This window comes from Paraburkholderia xenovorans, from assembly GCF_046030735.1.
Taxonomy (GTDB): domain Bacteria; phylum Pseudomonadota; class Gammaproteobacteria; order Burkholderiales; family Burkholderiaceae; genus Paraburkholderia; species Paraburkholderia xenovorans_A.
Window position 1 is genome coordinate 339,871 of the sequence record NZ_JAQQBV010000001.1, and the last position, 17,844, is coordinate 357,714.

General features: G+C 61.8%; 15 protein-coding genes. 3 read left to right on the forward strand and 12 right to left on the reverse strand.

What is annotated here, in order from left to right:
- Positions 1-206 precede the first annotated feature (206 nt).
- The 5 genes from PQQ51_RS01570 to PQQ51_RS01590 form a co-directional block, all read right to left on the reverse strand.
- The gene (locus tag PQQ51_RS01570) at positions 207-722 is read right to left on the reverse strand and encodes a cupin domain-containing protein (RefSeq protein WP_408494228.1); all 516 of its coding nucleotides are present in this window, start codon (positions 720-722) and stop codon (positions 207-209) included.
- 189 nt (positions 723-911) lie between these two features.
- A complete protein-coding gene (fusA, locus tag PQQ51_RS01575) occupies positions 912-3,017 on the reverse strand; it encodes an elongation factor G (protein ID WP_408494230.1) in 2,106 nt (701 codons plus the stop codon).
- A gap of 308 nt (positions 3,018-3,325) precedes the next feature.
- A complete protein-coding gene (locus PQQ51_RS01580) occupies positions 3,326-3,832 on the reverse strand; it encodes a DUF192 domain-containing protein (protein WP_408494232.1) in 507 nt (168 codons plus the stop codon).
- Positions 3,833-3,978: 146 nt separating this feature from the next.
- Positions 3,979-4,173 carry a hypothetical protein gene (locus PQQ51_RS01585; RefSeq protein WP_408494234.1) on the reverse strand — a complete coding sequence of 65 codons (195 nt, stop codon included), beginning with the start codon at positions 4,171-4,173 and terminating at the stop codon, positions 3,979-3,981.
- 421 nt (positions 4,174-4,594) lie between these two features.
- Positions 4,595-5,164 carry a pseudouridine synthase gene (locus tag PQQ51_RS01590; RefSeq protein ID WP_408494236.1) on the reverse strand — a complete coding sequence of 190 codons (570 nt, stop codon included), beginning with the start codon at positions 5,162-5,164 and terminating at the stop codon, positions 4,595-4,597.
- A gap of 307 nt (positions 5,165-5,471) precedes the next feature.
- Between PQQ51_RS01590 and icd the strand changes: the two genes are divergently transcribed.
- Complete coding sequence (icd, locus tag PQQ51_RS01595) at positions 5,472-6,728, forward strand: NADP-dependent isocitrate dehydrogenase (protein ID WP_408494238.1); 1,257 nt, start codon at positions 5,472-5,474, stop codon at positions 6,726-6,728.
- A 202-nt stretch (positions 6,729-6,930) separates the two neighbouring features.
- Here icd and PQQ51_RS01600 read toward each other — a convergent pair whose 3' ends face one another.
- Positions 6,931-7,137 (reverse strand): cold-shock protein, encoded by a 207-nt coding sequence (locus tag PQQ51_RS01600; RefSeq protein ID WP_007180614.1) that lies wholly within the window; start codon positions 7,135-7,137, stop codon positions 6,931-6,933.
- Positions 7,138-7,690: 553 nt separating this feature from the next.
- Between PQQ51_RS01600 and clpS the strand changes: the two genes are divergently transcribed.
- The gene (gene clpS / locus PQQ51_RS01605; RefSeq protein ID WP_006050100.1) at positions 7,691-8,005 is read left to right on the forward strand and encodes an ATP-dependent Clp protease adapter ClpS; all 315 of its coding nucleotides are present in this window, start codon (positions 7,691-7,693) and stop codon (positions 8,003-8,005) included.
- On the forward strand, positions 8,002-10,299 hold the full coding sequence (gene clpA / locus PQQ51_RS01610) for an ATP-dependent Clp protease ATP-binding subunit ClpA (RefSeq protein ID WP_201645819.1): 2,298 nt from the start codon (positions 8,002-8,004) through the stop codon (positions 10,297-10,299). The genes clpS and clpA overlap by 4 nt, the downstream gene beginning before the upstream one ends.
- 102 nt (positions 10,300-10,401) lie before the next feature.
- On the opposite strand, the gene dut is transcribed toward clpA, so the two are convergent.
- The 6 genes from dut to PQQ51_RS01640 all read right to left on the reverse strand — a co-directional run bounded on the left by dut (position 10,402) and on the right by PQQ51_RS01640 (position 17,794).
- The gene (gene dut, locus PQQ51_RS01615) at positions 10,402-10,848 is read right to left on the reverse strand and encodes a dUTP diphosphatase (protein ID WP_408494241.1); all 447 of its coding nucleotides are present in this window, start codon (positions 10,846-10,848) and stop codon (positions 10,402-10,404) included.
- Between the two features lie 18 nt (positions 10,849-10,866).
- Complete coding sequence (locus PQQ51_RS01620; protein WP_408494243.1) at positions 10,867-11,886, reverse strand: LLM class flavin-dependent oxidoreductase; 1,020 nt, start codon at positions 11,884-11,886, stop codon at positions 10,867-10,869.
- Between the two features lie 76 nt (positions 11,887-11,962).
- Positions 11,963-13,177, reverse strand: a complete 1,215-nt coding sequence (gene coaBC / locus PQQ51_RS01625) for a bifunctional phosphopantothenoylcysteine decarboxylase/phosphopantothenate--cysteine ligase CoaBC (protein WP_408494245.1) — start codon at positions 13,175-13,177, stop codon at positions 11,963-11,965.
- Positions 13,178-13,285: 108 nt separating this feature from the next.
- Positions 13,286-13,792, reverse strand: coding sequence for a signal peptidase II (gene lspA / locus PQQ51_RS01630; protein ID WP_408494247.1), 507 nt, complete (start codon positions 13,790-13,792; stop codon positions 13,286-13,288).
- Positions 13,792-16,629 carry an isoleucine--tRNA ligase gene (ileS, locus tag PQQ51_RS01635; protein WP_408494249.1) on the reverse strand — a complete coding sequence of 946 codons (2,838 nt, stop codon included), beginning with the start codon at positions 16,627-16,629 and terminating at the stop codon, positions 13,792-13,794. The genes lspA and ileS overlap by 1 nt, the downstream gene beginning before the upstream one ends.
- A 169-nt stretch (positions 16,630-16,798) precedes the next feature.
- A complete protein-coding gene (locus tag PQQ51_RS01640) occupies positions 16,799-17,794 on the reverse strand; it encodes a bifunctional riboflavin kinase/FAD synthetase (RefSeq protein WP_408494251.1) in 996 nt (331 codons plus the stop codon).
- Between the last annotated feature and the right edge of the window lie 50 nt (positions 17,795-17,844).

A 17,844-nucleotide genomic window follows, 5' to 3' on the forward strand; every position in this document is an offset into this window, starting at 1 on the left:
AGTGTAAGCGATTGCTCGCGGATCGGGAGCGCCTGCCGCGCTGCCGGGTTCACGTTTGGCGGATAAAAGGGCCGGCGTGTGTCGTCACGACAACGCTCGCTGAAGCCGCGATGCATCGCGCCGGCGTCGCCGCACAAGCCGCGCCGCTGCGATGACATCCTTACCGATGCTATGCCGGAATCCAGTTGGATTTACCGCGCAAAGCTTCAGTGCTCGTGCGGATGCTTGTGAATCGGATCGACCCAGAAAACCGTTTCCGGTTGTTCGACCGCGTCGATGTTCAGATTCACCACCACCGCTTCGTTGTCGCTGCGCACCAGCACGCATTCGAGCGGATCGTCGGTGCTCGCGTTGATTTCCTGATGCGGCACATACGGCGGCACGAAGATGAAGTCGCCAGGACCGGCCTCGGCGGTGAATTCCAGATGCTCGCCCCAACGCATCCGCGCGTGGCCGCGTACGACATAGATCACGCTTTCGAGCGCGCCATGATGATGCGCGCCGGTCTTCGCGTTCGGATGGATCGTCACGATGCCGGCCCACAGCTTTTGCGCGCCGACGCGCGCCGCGTTGATCGCTGCCGCGCGATTCATGCCGGGCGTCTGCGCGGTGTTGCTGTCGAGTTGATCGCCTTTGATGACCTTGACGCCGTGCTCGCGCCAGTCGATCGTCGTTGCGGGCTGTTCGTGGTGGTAGTGCGGATGTTCGTGATCCTGGCTCATGATGTCTCCTCGCTGGCGTCGGGCAACGGCGCGGGTTTTGGCACGGGTTCCGCCATTCTTGCACGTTCATAAAGCGCGTGTACGTCAGTTGCAGCGGCGGCGCGGACGAAAAAAAGCCCGTCCACAACGGACGGGCTTCGATGCTTCGATTCAGAGTTGCTACACCTGCGAGGTGTGACCGCTCGGCGCTTACTTCTGCTTCGCGTTGATCACCGCTTCGGCCACGTTGTTCGGCGTTTCAGCGTAGTGCTTGAACTCCATCGTGTACGTGGCGCGGCCCTGGGTGGCCGAGCGCAGCGACGTCGAATAGCCGAACATCTCCGCGAGCGGCACTTCGGCGCGCACCAGCTTGCCGCCGCCGCCGGCGATGTCTTCCATCCCTTGCACCATGCCGCGACGGCTCGACAGATCGCCCATCACGTTGCCCATGAAGTCTTCCGGCGTTTCCACTTCGACCGCCATCATCGGCTCGAGCAATACGGGCTTCGCCTTGCGCATCGCGTCCTTGAAGGCCATCGAGCCGGCCATGCGGAACGCGTTTTCGTTCGAGTCGACGTCGTGGTACGAACCGAAGGTCAGCGTCACCTTCACGTCGACCACCGGATAGCCCGCGAGCACACCGGCCTTCAGCGTTTCCTGAATGCCCTTGTCGACGGCCGGAATGTATTCGCGCGGAATCACGCCGCCCTTGATCGCGTCGACGAATTCGTAGCCCTTGCCTTGTTCCGACGGTTCCAGCGAAATCACCGCGTGACCGTACTGACCGCGGCCGCCCGACTGCTTGACGAACTTGCCTTCGACGTCCTCGACCTTGTTGCGCACCGTTTCGCGATACGCGACCTGCGGCTTGCCGACTGTCGCTTCGACGCCGAACTCGCGCTTCATCCGGTCGACCAGAATTTCCAGGTGCAACTCGCCCATCCCGGAGATGATCGTCTGGCCGGATTCTTCATCGGTCTGCACGCGGAACGACGGGTCTTCCTGCGCGAGGCGATTGAGCGCGATGCCCATCTTTTCCTGGTCGACCTTGGTCTTCGGCTCGACCGCCTGCGAGATCACCGGCTCCGGGAAGATCATCCGTTCGAGGATGATCACGTGGTTCGGATCGCAGAGCGTGTCGCCGGTTGTCGCTTCCTTCAGGCCGACCGCCGCGGCGATGTCGCCCGCGTACACCTCTTTGATTTCCTTGCGCTCGTTCGCATGCATCTGCAGGATCCGGCCGAGGCGTTCCTTCTTTTCCTTGACCGCGTTGTACACGGTGTCGCCCGAATTCACCACGCCCGAATACACACGGAAGAAGATCAACTGGCCGACGAACGGGTCGGTCATGATCTTGAACGCGAGCGCGGAGAACGGATCGGTGTCGCTCGGATGACGCTCGATTTCCTTGTCGTACTCGTCGTGACCGGTGATCGCGGGCACGTCGACCGGCGACGGCAGATAGTCGATCACCGCGTCGAGCATCGCCTGCACGCCCTTGTTCTTGAACGCGCTGCCGCACAGCATCGGCACGATTTCATTGGCGATGGTGCGCGTGCGAATCGCCTGCTTGATTTCCTCTTCGGTCAGCGTCTCGCCGCCGAGGTATTTGTCGAGCAGTTCCTCGCTCGCTTCAGCGGCGGCCTCGACCATCTTGTCGTGCCATTCCTTCGCGGTGGCTGCGAGTTCGGCCGGGATGTCGCGGTATTCGAACTTGATGCCCTGGTTCTCTTCCTCCCAGTAGATCGCCTTCATCTTCACCAGATCGACCACACCCTGGAAATGCTCTTCCGCGCCGATCGGAATCTGGATCGGCACCGCGTTGCCTTTCAGGCGATCGCCGATCTGCCGCTGCACACGGAAGAAGTCCGCGCCGACACGGTCCATCTTGTTGACGAACGCAATGCGCGGCACCTTGTACTTGTTCGCCTGACGCCACACGGTTTCAGACTGCGGCTGCACGCCGCCGACCGAGTCGTACACCATGCACGCGCCGTCGAGCACGCGCATCGAGCGCTCCACTTCGATCGTGAAGTCGACGTGACCCGGGGTGTCGATGATGTTGATCCGGTGTTCGGGATAGTTGCCGGCCATGCCTTTCCAGAAGGCGGTGGTAGCCGCCGACGTGATGGTAATGCCGCGTTCCTGCTCCTGTTCCATCCAGTCCATCGTCGCCGCGCCGTCGTGAACCTCGCCGATCTTGTGGGTCACGCCTGTGTAGAACAGGATGCGTTCAGTGGTGGTGGTTTTGCCAGCGTCGATGTGAGCGCTGATGCCGATATTCCGGTAGCGCTCGATGGGAGTCTTGCGGGGCACGTGAACCTCCTTGGAATGGCGCGCCTGAAACGCTTGCCGGGCAAGCAGTCTGTGCTGCCCGGGGAGCCTTGATGCTACTTTGTCAAGACTACTAGGATAGCGCGTCGGCCCGTCTTTTGCAGGAATCTCGCCGCACCGGCGTGCAGCGCAGGCTGGGGTGGGCTGCGAGCATCGACGGCCGCGCGCGTGGCTTTGCATATGAGGACGCGCGGCCGTTAAAAAAAGCCGGCGCCTCGTGGAAGGCGCCGGCTTTTTGCTGAAGCGGCGGTATCGCGATGCCGGTTCGACCTGCGTGACTACCGCACCACTTACTGCGCGGCCGGCAGGCCCTGAATCTTCATCCCCGGTTTGATGCCTTTCGACGTGAACCAGCCCTTGCTCATTTCCAACGCATACACGCCGTTGTTCTTCGGGCAGTGATTATTGGTGGTCTCGGCCTGCATCTCGTCGATGTCGGTGACCGTGCCGTCCGCGCGCATGAATGCGATCGACAGCGGGATCAACGTGTTCTTCATCCAGAAGCAATGCACTGCGGTTTCGTTGAAGACGAACAGCATGCCTTCGTTCGGCGCGAGATTCGTGCGGTACATCAAACCTTGTTCACGATCCGCGTCGTTGGCGGCGACGGCCGCGTCGATCACGAACATGCCCGCGGTCAGCTTCGCGCGCGGAAATTCGCTGGGCTGTTTGGCGCCAGCAGGCATCTGCTGCGCATGAACCGGCGCGGTGGTCGTGACAACGAACGAAACGGCGGCGAGCGGCAGTGCAACGGCAACAGCGAAACGCGCAATCAACGAGCGCATGGAAAATCGCACGGCATGACTCCTTGCTGGGAAATTAACCCGCGAATGTTACGCGAGCGCGTCAAAAACAAAAAGGCAGATCGCCTTTCGGTGATCTGCCTTTCAACGCCGTAAGAACGGCAATGAAGCTAGTTCTTGACTGCGTTTTTACAACAAACTTACTCCGAAGCGCCCGAAGCTGCAGCTGCTGCTGCTGCCTTCTTGTGCGACTTCTTGTGAGCCTTCTTCGTGGTCTTCTTTGCCGACGAAGCAGCTGCTGCCGGAGCTGCCGAAGCTGCCACCGGTGCCGAAGCTTGTGCGAATGCTGCCGTTGCGAAGAGGCCAGCGACCAGAGCGGCGATCAGTTTGTTCATTTTGTGAATCCTCAGCTTTAGTTGATTAACCAAATGACCCGGTTATATGTAGAGTCATGTCGGTAAACGTGCCATCCACCTTTCGGTTGACAGCCGCATCGACAAATTTTTCGACGCGTCTGCGCGAGCGCTCAGACTCCCCGTACTTGCCGCGAGAACGGCTTGTGCAAAGGCCCTTAAGGCTGAATGCCGGATAGCTTCGGGCGGCATCTGCGTCGAATAACGCGTCAGCTTGCAGAGCGGTTGACGTAAATTTTCTGGAAAATTTATGCGTCGATGCGATAACGCAAATCGTGGATCGTGAGGCTCGCGCGATCGTCGATGTTTCACGCAAGGCGGGGTCACGTTTCACGTGCCGATTTATTCGCCGATACAACGGCTTAGCGTTTTTATCGCGATACGTTGCACGGCCGTGAACGCATTAGACGAGCCCGTCCCACGGCGCATTCGATTGCAGGTCGATACTCTCTCCCGGCTGCAATCCGAGCGAAAAAATATCGAGCGCGCCGACGCCGACACGCACGAGACGCAGCGTCGGGAAACCCACCGCCGCGGTCATGCGACGCACCTGACGATTCTTGCCTTCGGTGATCGACAGCTCGATCCACGTGGTGGGTATCGCGGCGCGATAGCGGATCGGCGGTGTGCGGGCCCACAACGCATCGCCGGGTTCGACGTAGTCGGCGCGGCAGGGGCGCGTCACATAGTCGCCGAGATCGACGCCGCGCGCGAGCTTCTTCAACGTGGCCTGATCGACTGCGCCTTCCACTTGCGCCCAATAGCGTTTGACAAGTTTGTGACGCGGCTCGGCGATGCGAGCCTGCAAGGCGCCGTCGTCGGTGAGCAGCAGCAGGCCTTCGCTATCCGAATCGAGCCGGCCGGCCGGATACACGCCCGGCACCTTGACCCAATCGGCCAGCGACGCGCGCGTCTCGTGCGGCGAAAACTGGCAGATGGTGCCGAACGGTTTGTTCAAGGCGAGGAGGCGCATGATGGAAATCGGTGAAGGTCGCGCGACGCACAACCGCAGCGGGGAGCAATAAAGTGGCGCGATGATAATGCATAAAGCGGCCCGGTACGTAGTTTGTCTTATATAAGATATAAGAGTCGCACCCTACTGGTTTGATATTGCGCAATGTTGGAAAACCCCGAGCCGCCGGGCCCGCGTGGCCGCGTCGGCGTGGGCTAGAATAAGCGACCAGGCCGCTCGCAGGCGTCCGGCATTGCGCAGCGAGGAGCGCCACAGTTTCCGCAGTCTCCCCATAAGCATTCAGCATAGCCTTCTCTGGAGTCCGACCATGCCGTATCAGCACATCAAGGTTCCGACCGGCGGTGACAAGATCACCGTCAACTCAGATTTTTCGCTCAACGTGTCCGACCAGCCGATCATTCCTTATATCGAAGGCGACGGCACGGGCGTCGACATCACGCCGGTGATGTTGAAAGTGGTGGATGCGGCGGTCGAGAAAGCGTACGGCGGCAAGAAGAAGATCCACTGGATGGAAATCTACGCGGGCGAGAAGTCGACCAAGGTGTACGGCCCGGACGTCTGGCTGCCGGAAGAAACGCTACAGGTATTGAAGGAATACGTCGTCTCGATCAAAGGTCCGCTCACCACGCCGGTGGGCGGCGGCATCCGTTCGCTGAACGTGGCGCTGCGCCAGGAGCTCGATCTGTATGTGTGCCTGCGGCCGGTGCAGTATTTCAAGGGTGTGCCTTCGCCGGTGCGCGAGCCGGAGAAAACCAACATGGTGATCTTCCGCGAGAATTCGGAGGACATCTATGCCGGGATCGAATGGCCGGCCGAATCCGAGCAGGCGAAGAAGGTCATCAAGTTCCTGCAGGAAGAAATGGGCGTGAAGAAAATCCGTTTTCCGAATACGTCGGGGATCGGTATCAAGCCGGTGTCGCGTGAAGGCACCGAGCGCCTCGTGCGCAAGGCGATCCAGTACGCGATCGACAACGAGCGCCGCTCGGTCACGCTGGTTCACAAAGGCAACATCATGAAGTTCACGGAAGGCGCATTCCGTGACTACGGCTATGGACTCGCGCAGAAGGAATTCGCCGCGGAACTGATCGACGGTGGCCCGTGGATGAAGGTCAAGAATCCGAAAACGGGTGGCGACATCGTCGTGAAGGACGTGATTGCCGACGCGTTCCTGCAGCAGATCCTGTTGCGCCCGGCCGAATACGACGTGATCGCGACGCTGAACCTGAACGGCGACTACGTTTCGGACGCGCTCGCCGCGCAAGTCGGCGGGATCGGTATCGCGCCGGGTGCGAACATGTCGGATTCGGTCGCGATGTTCGAAGCCACGCACGGCACCGCGCCGAAATACGCGGGCAAGGACTACGTGAATCCGGGCTCGGAGATTCTGTCGGCGGAAATGATGCTGCGCCATCTGGGCTGGACCGAAGCGGCGGACCTGATCATCAAGTCGATGGAAACGTCGATTCTGCAGAAGCGGGTCACCTACGACTTCGCGCGTTTGATGGAAGGCGCGACGCAGGTGTCGTGCTCGGGCTTTGGGCAGGTGTTGATCGAAAATATGTAAATAACGATTCAGCTGTGGCAATTTGCCCGGCGATTATTTCGATATGAATTGAAAAACCCCGGCGCCGCGAGGCTGCCGGGGTTTTTTACGTCATGCGTCAAACACTGCTCGACGCCGCCGTAGCGGAAAACTGGAAAACCGGACCTGGAAAAAAGAAACCCGGCACGGAGCCGGGTCTCAAAGGATCGGGTAACGAACAGTATCAGGCAGGTGCCTGGATGTTCGATGCCTGCTTGCCTTTCGGGCCTTGCACGACCTCGAAGGTTACCTTCTGGCCTTCCTTGAGGGTCTTGAACCCATTCATCTGGATGGCCGAGAAGTGTGCAAACAGATCCTCGCCGCCTTCGTCAGGCGTGATGAATCCGAAACCTTTTGCGTCATTGAACCATTTGACCGTACCAGTTGCCATTCCAACTTCCCCTGTAACTCATGTCACTACCACGAGCCCTCGAAAAGCTCGACGACCGCGCGAGCAGCCGCTCCCTCCTCACAAGCTCACCATCGGCATTTTTTCGATTTATCGTGCAGTGAAAAAAGTGCCAGCCTGATTGTTGGGGCTCTTAATTCGAGTGTCAAGAAAATTTTGAGATGCCGTTGTCGTCCCGCAAACAAAGGCTTTCCAGGGTTTTTACCGCTTTCGTCTGTTATGTGCGCTTGCGCAAGCGGGCTATCTTGAAAAGTCGCATAATCGACTCACATGCTGTCGTACGGGGCGCTCATCGTTCGACAAACCGGGCGAGCGCCGCTCAGCCAGTCCGGACAGGTTGTGCGATACTCGATCCGACTGCGGCGCAGCAAGGCCGCGCTGCATCACAGGATAGGGGGCCGGCTCCGCAATCGGCTCGTCGAATGACGCAACGCATCGGGGTATTTCCCATGATGTGGAAGCGAACGGGCTCACTGGCCGATCGGCCGGGTTTTGACAGGATTGCGGGCCTGTCCTAGATGTTTAGAATGGGTGTATGGCGATTATCCCGGACAAGCAGGACGGCACCGTACTGGAGCGGCAGGAGAAAAAGCTCAAGCCGCCGTCCATGTACAAGGTAGTGCTGCTGAATGACGACTTCACGCCGATGGAATTCGTCGTGATGATCGTGCAGGAATATTTCAACAAAGATCGTGAAACCGCAACACAGGTAATGTTGAAGGTGCATCGCGAGGGCAGGGGAGTTTGTGGGGTCTATACGCGGGACATCGCGTCGACCAAAGTCGAGCAAGTCGTTACCCACGCACGGCAGGCCGGGCATCCGCTGCAGTGTGTGATGGAGGAAGCATGATTGCCCAGGAACTGGAAGTCAGCCTGCACATGGCGTTCATGGAAGCGCGCCAGGCGCGGCACGAGTTCATAACGGTCGAACATCTTTTGCTGGCGCTGTTGGATAACCCAACGGCCGCGGAAGTGTTGCGTGCATGCGCGGCCAATATCGAGGATCTGCGCCAGAACCTGCGCAACTTCATTCATGACAACACGCCGACCGTGCCAGGCACGGACGACGTGGACACGCAGCCCACGCTCGGTTTCCAGCGCGTGATCCAGCGTGCCATCATGCATGTTCAGTCCACCTCGAATGGCAAGAAGGAAGTAACCGGCGCGAACGTGCTGGTGGCGATCTTCGGCGAGAAGGATTCGCACGCGGTGTACTACCTGCAACAGCAGGGCGTGACGCGTCTGGACGTGGTCAACTTCATCTCGCACGGCATCGCGAAGACGAGCAGCACGGACGCCGCGAAAGCGAGCGACGCGAATGCCGAGTCCGACGAAGCCGCCGCGCAGAAGGAAACGCCGCTCGCCCAGTTCACGCAGAACCTGAACCAGATGGCGAAAGACGGCCGCATCGATCCGCTGATCGGGCGCGAGTCGGAAGTCGAGCGCGTGGTCCAGGTGCTGTGCCGTCGTCGCAAGAACAATCCGCTGCTGGTCGGCGAGGCGGGCGTCGGCAAGACTGCGATCGCCGAAGGCCTTGCATGGCGAATTACGCGCGGCGAAGTGCCGGATATTCTCGCGGATGCACAGGTGTATTCGCTCGATATGGGCGCGTTGCTCGCCGGCACCAAGTATCGCGGCGATTTCGAACAGCGCCTGAAGACGGTTCTCAAGGAATTGAAGGAACGTCCGCACGCCATCCTGTTCATCGACGAAATTCATACGCTGATCGGCGCGGGCGCTGCGTCGGGTGGCACGCTGGACGCGTCGAACCTGCTGAAGCCGGCGCTCTCGTCGGGCACCCTCAAGTGCATCGGCGCGACCACGTTCACCGAATATCGCGGCATCTTCGAAAAAGACGCGGCTCTGTCGCGCCGTTTCCAGAAGGTCGACGTGACCGAGCCGACCGTCGAGCAAACGGTGGCGATTCTGCGCGGGCTGAAGTCGCGTTTCGAAGAGCATCACGGCGTGAAGTATTCGTCGGGTGCACTGTCGGCGGCGGCTGAGTTGTCAGCACGCTTCATCACCGATCGTCATCTGCCGGACAAGGCGATCGACGTGATCGACGAAGCGGGCGCAGCGCAACGCATCCTGCCGAAGTCGAAGCAGAAGAAGACGATCGGCAAGAACGAGATCGAGGAAATCATCTCGAAGATCGCCCGCGTTCCGCCGCAAAGCGTGTCGCAGGACGATCGCAGCAAACTGCAAACGCTGGATCGCGATCTGAAGAGCGTGGTGTTCGGGCAAGATCCGGCGATCGACGCGCTGTCGGCGGCGATCAAGATGGCGCGTGCGGGCCTTGGCAAGCTGGACAAGCCGATCGGCGCGTTCCTGTTCTCCGGCCCCACGGGCGTCGGCAAGACGGAAGTGGCGAAGCAACTGGCGTTCACGCTGGGCATCGAGTTGATCCGCTTCGACATGTCGGAATACATGGAGCGTCATGCGGTCAGCCGGTTGATCGGCGCGCCGCCGGGCTATGTCGGTTTCGACCAGGGCGGTCTGCTGACCGAAGCCGTCACGAAGAAGCCGCATTGCGTGCTGCTGCTCGACGAAATCGAGAAGGCGCATCCGGACATCTACAACGTGCTGTTGCAGGTGATGGATCACGGCACGCTGACGGACAACAACGGCCGCAAGGCGGATTTCCGCAACGTCATCATCATCATGACGACGAATGCGGGCGCCGAGGCAATGGGCAAGTCGGTGATCGGCTTCACGAATCGTCGGGAAACCGGCGACGAAATGGTCGACATCAAGCGCATGTTCACGCCGGAGTTCCGTAACCGTCTGGACGCAACGATCAGCTTCCGCTCGCTCGATGAGGAAATCATCATGCGCGTGGTCGACAAGTTCCTGATGCAGCTGGAAGATCAGTTGCACGAGAAGAAGGTCGATGCGCTCTTCACCGACGCGCTGCGCAAGCATCTCGCCAAGCACGGTTTCGATCCGTTGATGGGCGCGCGGCCGATGCAGCGTTTGATCCAGGACACGATCCGTCGTGCACTGGCGGACGAGTTGCTGTTCGGTAAGCTGATGAACGGCGGCCGCGTGTCGGTCGACGTGGATGCCGAAGACAAGGTGCAGTTGACCTTCGACGAACATCCGGCGCCGCGCAATCCGAATCCGGAAGCGGTCGAAGTCGAGTGATGCTTTAGTCGGTCGTATAGACTAAAAAACGGCGTGGGTTTTAAAACCCCACGCCGTTTTTCTTTGATGCGCCGCGCTGTTGGTTAAACGCTGCGGTATGTGTCAGTGCTTGCCCGTGCTGCCAAAACCACCTTCGCCGCGTTCGCTCAATTCGAAATCGTCGACGATGTTGAACTCGGCTTGCACCACCGGCACGATCACCAGTTGCGCGAGGCGCTCCATCGGATTCAGCACAAACGTGGTCTCGCCGCGGTTCCAGGTCGAGATCATCAGTTGCCCTTGATAATCCGAATCGATCAGACCCACCAGATTGCCCAGCACGATCCCATGCTTGTGGCCCAGGCCCGAGCGCGGCAGGACCAACGCCGCGTAGCCCGGATCGCCGACGTGAATCGCGAGGCCCGTCGGCACCAGCGCGGTTTCGCCGGGTTTCAGCGTCAACGGTTCGTCGAGGCACGCGCGCAGGTCGAGGCCCGCGCTACCGGTGGTTGCGTAGGCCGGGAGTTGGTCGCGCATCCGCGCATCGAGAATCTTCAGGTCGAGTTTCATGCAGGTTCGAAGGTTGAATTAAGTGTTAGAAGCCTGGCGTCCGAGTTCGAACGCATCGGCAAGGAGTTCATAGGAACGCAGCCGGGCGCGATAGCTGCCTGCCACGGTGAGCACGATCAGTTCGTCGGCCTGGAACTGCTCCTGCAACGCATGCAGCCGCTCGGTCACGACTTCCGGCGTACCGACGATACTGCGCGGCCGCTCGCGATCGATTACCAGCCGCTCGCGGTCGTTGTATTCCTGCGCGACACCCTGCGCGACGGTAGGAATCGGTTCGTTCAGACCGTACGCCATTTGCACGCGACGCAGGTCCACGGCTTTGGCCAGATCGGCGGCTTCCTGCTCGGTATCCGCGCAGATCACGAAGACGGCAGCGGCCAGATAAGGCTGCTGCGCTTCGTTGCCGGCTTTGAAACGCTCACGGTAGGCGAGCGCCACCTGATGTCCGAAATGTGCATTGATGAAATGCGCGAACGCGAAGCGAATGCCGAGTTGCGCGGCCAGCAAGCCGCCGAATTCGCTCGAACCGAGCATCCACAATTGCGGCCGCGTTGCGACTTGCGGTTGCAGCAACACGCCGTGCGCGAGGTGATCGTCGGGCAGCGTGCCGTGCATCAGGCCGACCAGGTCGGCGACCTGCTGCGGAAAAATGTCGCCGCGATTGTAGGCGCCGGCCGCGACCGCCTGCGCGGTGTGCATATCGCCGCCCGGCGCGCGTCCCACGCCGAGATCGATGCGATTCGGAAACAGCGCCTCGAGCATCATGAATTGCTCTGCAACCTTGAACGGGCTGTAGTACGGCAGCATCACGCCGCCGGAACCGAGCCGGATGCGTTGCGTGACGCTGCCGAGACGCGCCAGCATCACTTCGGGACAGGGGTTCGACACGCCGCGCAGGCCGTGATGCTCCGCGCACCAGTAGCGGGTGTAACCGAGGTTGTCGGCGAGTTGCGCCAGTTCCACCGTGGCGGCGATTGCGTCGGCCACCGTGTGCCCGTCGATCACGGGCGTTTGATCGAGCACGGAAAGTAGCGTCATGTCAGTACTGCTCCAGAAAACGCGCGAATGCCGAGGCGCTTGAGCGAGCCGCGATGTACGGCGCGTGAAACCCTACTCAGCGAATCAGGCTCGTGTCGGGCAGACGCTTTGCGATTTCCACGATCAACGCGCGCGCGAGCGTCTGCTTGTCGGCGCGTGGCAGCCTAGTCGTGCCGGCGGCTTCGAACAGGACGACTTCGTTGTCGTCCAGACCGAAGGTCAGCGGACCGAGATTGCCGATCAGCAACGGCACGTTCTTGCGCGCGCGCTTTTCTTCGCCGTGCACGTCGAGGTCGCCGCTTTCGGCCGCGAAACCGACCGCGAACGGCGGATGCGGCAGCTTCGCGACCGAAGCCAGAATGTCCGGATTTTCGACGAAGGTGAACGTGGGCATCGCACGGTCCGCGGTCTTCTTGATCTTGTGCTCGCTCGCGTGATCGACGCGCCAGTCGGCCACGGCCGCCACGCCGATGAAGATGTCGGCATCGGCAACCGAACGCATCACCGCGTCGTGCATTTGCTGCGCGGTCTGCACGTCTTCGCGGAACACGCCCCAAGGCGTTTGCAGCGACACCGGACCGGCCACCAGATGCACGTCCGCGCCGGCCTGTTGCGCCGCGCGCGCGAGCGCGAAGCCCATCTTGCCGCTCGAGCGATTGGTGATGCCGCGCACCGGATCGAGCGGTTCGAAGGTCGGACCGGCGGTCAGCAGCACGCGTTTGCCCGCGAGGATTTTCGGCGAGAAGAACGAAGCGATCGCCTCGAAAGTGGCCGCCGCTTCGAGCATGCGCCCGTCGCCGACTTCACCGCACGCTTGCGGGCCGGAATCGGGGCCGAGCACGTCGACCCCGTCCGCGCGCAGTTGCGCGACGTTGCGCTGCGTGGCCGGGTTCTGCCACATCTGCCGGTTCATCGCCGGCACGACGAGCAGCGGGCAATCGCGCGCGACACACAGCGTGGCGAGCAGATCGTCGGCCATGCCGTGCGCGAGTTTCGCGAGGAAATCGGTGGAGGCGGGCGCGATCACGATCGCATCGGCTTCGCGCGACAGATCGATATGCGCCATGTTGTTCGGCACGCGGCCGTCCCACTGGCTGGTGTAGACCGGACGGCCCGACAGCGCCTGCATGGTGATGGGCGTGATGAACTGGGTAGCCGCTTCGGTCATCACGACCTGCACGGTCGCGCCTGCTTTGGTCAGCAAGCGCGTGAGTTCGGCGATCTTGTAGCAGGCAATCCCGCCCGTCATGCCGAGGACGAGGTGTTTTCCTGCGAGTTCAGCGGTTGCCAACGAGTGCCTCCGACAAAGCGTAGTGGCCGTTAGTCACACGTGAAGCCACACATGAAGCCATACACGACGCGACTAACGGCTTTCAACGGATCCTGCAGCGTGGGCAGGTTAGCGCGAGCCGCGCACGCGCCGCAATTCGTCGACCACCAGCAGAATCGCGCCGATGGTAATCGCGCTGTCGGCGAGGTTGAACGCCGGCCAGTGCCACGCGCGCACGTGGAAGTCGAGAAAGTCGATCACGTGGCCGTACGCCAGCCGGTCGATCACGTTGCCGAGCGCGCCGCCGAGAATCAGCGCGAGCGCCGTGCAGAACATCTTTTGTCCGCCGTGCCGCTTGAGCAGATAGCAGATCACGAGCGCCGCGATCACGCCGAGCGCGGTGAACGCCCAGCGCTGCCAGCCGCCCGCCATCGCGAGAAAGCTGAACGCTGCGCCGCGGTTGTACACGAGGATCAGATTGAAAAACGACGTGACCTCGTGTGCGACGCCATATGCGAACACCTTCTGGACCGCGATTTTCGTCAACTGATCGAACAGGATCACGATCAGCGCGACGCCGAGCCACGGCGCCAGCGAACCGCTACCGGTAGACGTTTTCGACATGGTTCTTGCCATTATGCCGCGCTCCTCGTTTCACCGTTGCCGAACAGGTTGCTGAAGCAGCGGCCGCACAGCGTGGGGTGTTCGGCGTTCGCGCCGACGTCCGCGCGGTAGTGCCAGCAGCGTTCGCACTTCAGATACTTCGACGCGACCACGTCGACGCGTTCTTCCGCTTCGCTGTCCACCTTGACGACATTCGCGGCCGACGTGATCAGCACGAATTTCAGGTCGTCGGCGAGGCTGATGAGCGCGTCGTAACGCGCGCCACTCGCGCGGATTTCCACTTCCGCCTGCAACGACGAACCGATCAGGTTCGCGACGCGTGCTTCTTCCAGCGCCTTGGTCACGTCGCTACGCGCAGCGCGCAGGAGTGTCCATTTGTCCAGCAGCGCGCCGGCATCCGGCACGGGCGGGAACGCGTGATAGGTTTCCGTGAAGATCGTTTCGCTGTTCGGCGAGAAGATTTTCCACGCTTCTTCGGCGGTGAACGACAGGAACGGCGCCATCTGCCGCAGCAGCCCGTGCGCGATGTGATACAGCGCGGTTTGCGCCGAGCGGCGCGCAACGGAATCCGCCGCCGTGGTGTACAGGCGGTCTTTCAGCACGTCCAGATAGAAGCCGCCGAGGTCTTCCGAGCAGTACGTCTGCAACTTCGCGACGACCGGGTGGAACTCGTACTTCTCGTAGTGCGCGAGGATGTCGTTCTGCAGATTCGCCGACAGCGCTACCGCGTAACGATCGATCTCCAGCCAGTCTTCGACCGGCCGCGCGTGTTGCGCGAAATCGAAGTCCGACAGGTTCGCGAGCAGGAAGCGCAGCGTGTTGCGAATGCGGCGATAGCCTTCCGTCACGCGTTTCAGGATTTCTTCCGAAATCGCGAGTTCGCCTGAGTAATCGGTCGACGCGATCCACAGGCGGATGATTTCCGCGCCGAGGCGGTTCGCCACATCGTGCGGGTCGATCCCGTTGCCGAGCGACTTGCTCATCTTGCGGCCTTCGCCGTCGACGGTGAAGCCGTGCGTAAGCAGCGCGTTGTACGGCGGCCGGCCGTCGAGCATCGACGCGGTCAGCAGCGACGAGTGGAACCAGCCGCGATGCTGGTCCGAGCCTTCCAGATACAGGTCGGCGGGGAATTGCAGCGAGTCTTTGTGCGAGCCGCGCAGCACGTGCCAATGCGTGGTGCCCGAATCGAACCACACGTCGAGCGTGTCGCGGTTCTTTTCGTACAGGTTCGCGTCGTCGCCGAGCAGTTCACGCGGGTCGAGCGATTGCCATGCCTCGATGCCGGCCTTCTCGACGCGTTGCGCGACTTCTTCGAGCAGTTCGAGCGTGCGCGGATGCAGCTCGCCGGTTTCCTTGTGCACGAAGAACGCCATCGGCACGCCCCATTGACGTTGACGCGACAGCGTCCAGTCCGGGCGATTCGCGATCATGCTGAACAGGCGCTGCTTGCCCCACGCCGGATAGAACGCGGTATTTTCGATGCCTTCGAGCGCGGTTTCGCGCAGCGTCCTGTCGGTGTCGTTCGGCTTCACGTCCATGCCGGCGAACCATTGCGAGGTCGCGCGGTAGATGATCGGCGTCTTGTGGCGCCAGCAGTGCATGTAGCTGTGCGTGTACTTTTCCGTGCGCATCAGCGAGCCGGCGTTCTGCAGCGCCTCGACGATCTGCGGATTCGCGGCCCAGATCGACAGCCCGCCGAACAGCGCGAGCGATTCGATATAGCGGCCGTCGCCCATTACCGGATTGATGATGTCCGAGTCGGACATGCCGTGCGCCTTGCACGACACGAAGTCTTCCACGCCGTATGCCGGCGACGAGTGCACCACACCCGTACCCGTTTCGGTCGTCACATAGTCGCCGAGATAAACCGGCGCCGTGCGCTTGTAGGCTGGATGCGCGGCCGCGAGCGGGTGATTGAAGCGCAGATCGACGAGCTTCGCGCCCGGCGTGGTCGCGACGATCGTGCCTTCCAGGTCGTATTGCTTCAGGCATGCTTCGATGCGTTCTTCAGCGAGGATCAGCAGCCCGCGCGGCGTATCGACCAGCGCGTAGACGATTTCCGGATGCAGGTTCAGCGCCTGGTTCGCGGGGATGGTCCACGGCGTGGTGGTCCAGATCACGATGCCGCCTTCCTCGCGCGGCAGCGCGGCGAGGCCGAACGCGTGCGCGGTCTTTTCCGGTTCGGCGAAGCTGAACAGCACGTCGATGGTCGGATCGGTCTTGTCCTTGTACTCGACTTCCGCCTCGGCCAGCGCCGAGCCACAGTCGAAACACCAGTTGACCGGCTTCAGGCCGCGGAACACGTAGCCCTTTTCCATGATCTTCGCGAGCGCGCGGATTTCACCGGCTTCGTTCGTGAAGTTCATGGTCTTGTACGGATTGTCCCAGTCGCCGAGCACGCCCAGACGCCGGAAGCCGACCTTCTGCTTCTCGATCTGCTCGCTCGCATAGGCGCGCGCCTTCTGCATCACTTCGGCGGCCGGCAGCGATTTACCGAACTGCTTTTCGATCTGGATCTCGATCGGCATGCCGTGGCAGTCCCAGCCCGGCACGTAGACCGCGTCGAAGCCCGCCAGATTGCGCGCCTTGACGATCATGTCCTTCAGGATCTTGTTGACCGCGTGGCCGAGGTGGATGTCGCCGTTCGCATACGGCGGCCCGTCGTGCAGGATGAACTTCTTGCGGCCTTTCGAGGCGGCGCGGATCTTCTCGTAGATCTTGCCTTCCTGCCATTCCTTGACCCATTGCGGCTCGCGCTTGGGCAAGTCGCCGCGCATCGGGAACGGCGTGTCGAGCAGGTTGACCGGGTAGCGTGACTGCGGTTTCGAATCGGCTTTCTTGTTGCTCATGATGAGGTCGCGGTGAATTCTTTCTATGCGCAGCGGAACTGCGGTATGCGCGGGATGCGCGAGGGCGTGGGGCGCGCCCGGCAGGCATGTCGCGTGATCCACGGACGCCCTTCGATGCGCGCAGCGAGGGCACGGACAGCGCGGACAGCGCCGGCACGTACCGCGGCGGTTATCTAATTCGGTCGGTGGCCGAGGTGGCGAAACCGGTGGAACGGCTGCCCGGCGCGCCGGCGCCGACGGCCGCGAACCACGCGCGGGCATTGGCGACGTCACGCGAAATCGCGGCAGTCAGCGTGTCGAGGTCGACGTACTTTTCCTCGTCGCGCAGCTTCTTCAGGAATTCGACGCGCACGAGTTTGCCATACGCGTCGCCATGCCAGTCGAGCAGATGCACTTCGAGCAGCACGCGCCCGGAATCGTCGACCGTGGGGCGCAGGCCGAGGCTCGCGACACCCGGCAGCGGTTCGTCCGCCACGCCGTGCACGCGCACGACGAAAATACCGGCGAGCGCCGGGCGCTTGTGCGCGATCGTCAGATTGAGCGTGGGGAAACCGAGGTCGCGGCCGAGCTTCATGCCGTGCACGACATGGCCGCTAATCAGGTAGTCGCGGCCGAGCGCGGCGCGCGCCGCATCGAGGTCGCCTGCCACCAGCGCCGTGCGCACGCCCGAGCTGGAAATGCGCGCGCCCGACGGATCGGCGACCGTGGCCATCTGTTCGACTTCGAACCCGTATTGCTGACCCGCGGCTTGTAGCGACCCGAAATCGCCGGCGCGCTTTGCGCCGTAGCGGAAATCGTCGCCGATCATCACCCAGCGCGCATGCAGCCCGTTGACGATGATCCGTTCGACGAACGTATCGGGCGACTGGCTGGCGAAAGTGTGATTGAAGTGCTCGACCACCACGCGGTCGACGCCGTGGGTGCGCAGCGCCTCCAGCTTGTCGCGCAGCATCGCGATACGCGGCGGCGCGCCGGCCGGATTGAAGAATTCGCGCGGGTGCGGCTCGAAAGTCATCACGCAGACGGGCAGGCCGCGGGCATCGGCGGCGGCGCGCACGTGGGCGAGCAACGCCTGATGGCCGCGGTGGACACCGTCGAAATTGCCGATGGTCAGCGCGCAGGGCGCGCGGCTCTCAGCATTGGGAAGACCGCGGAAGACTCTCACGATAGCGGGTTTGAGGTAGGGCGGCCGGGGTGCCGCAAAATAAACGATTA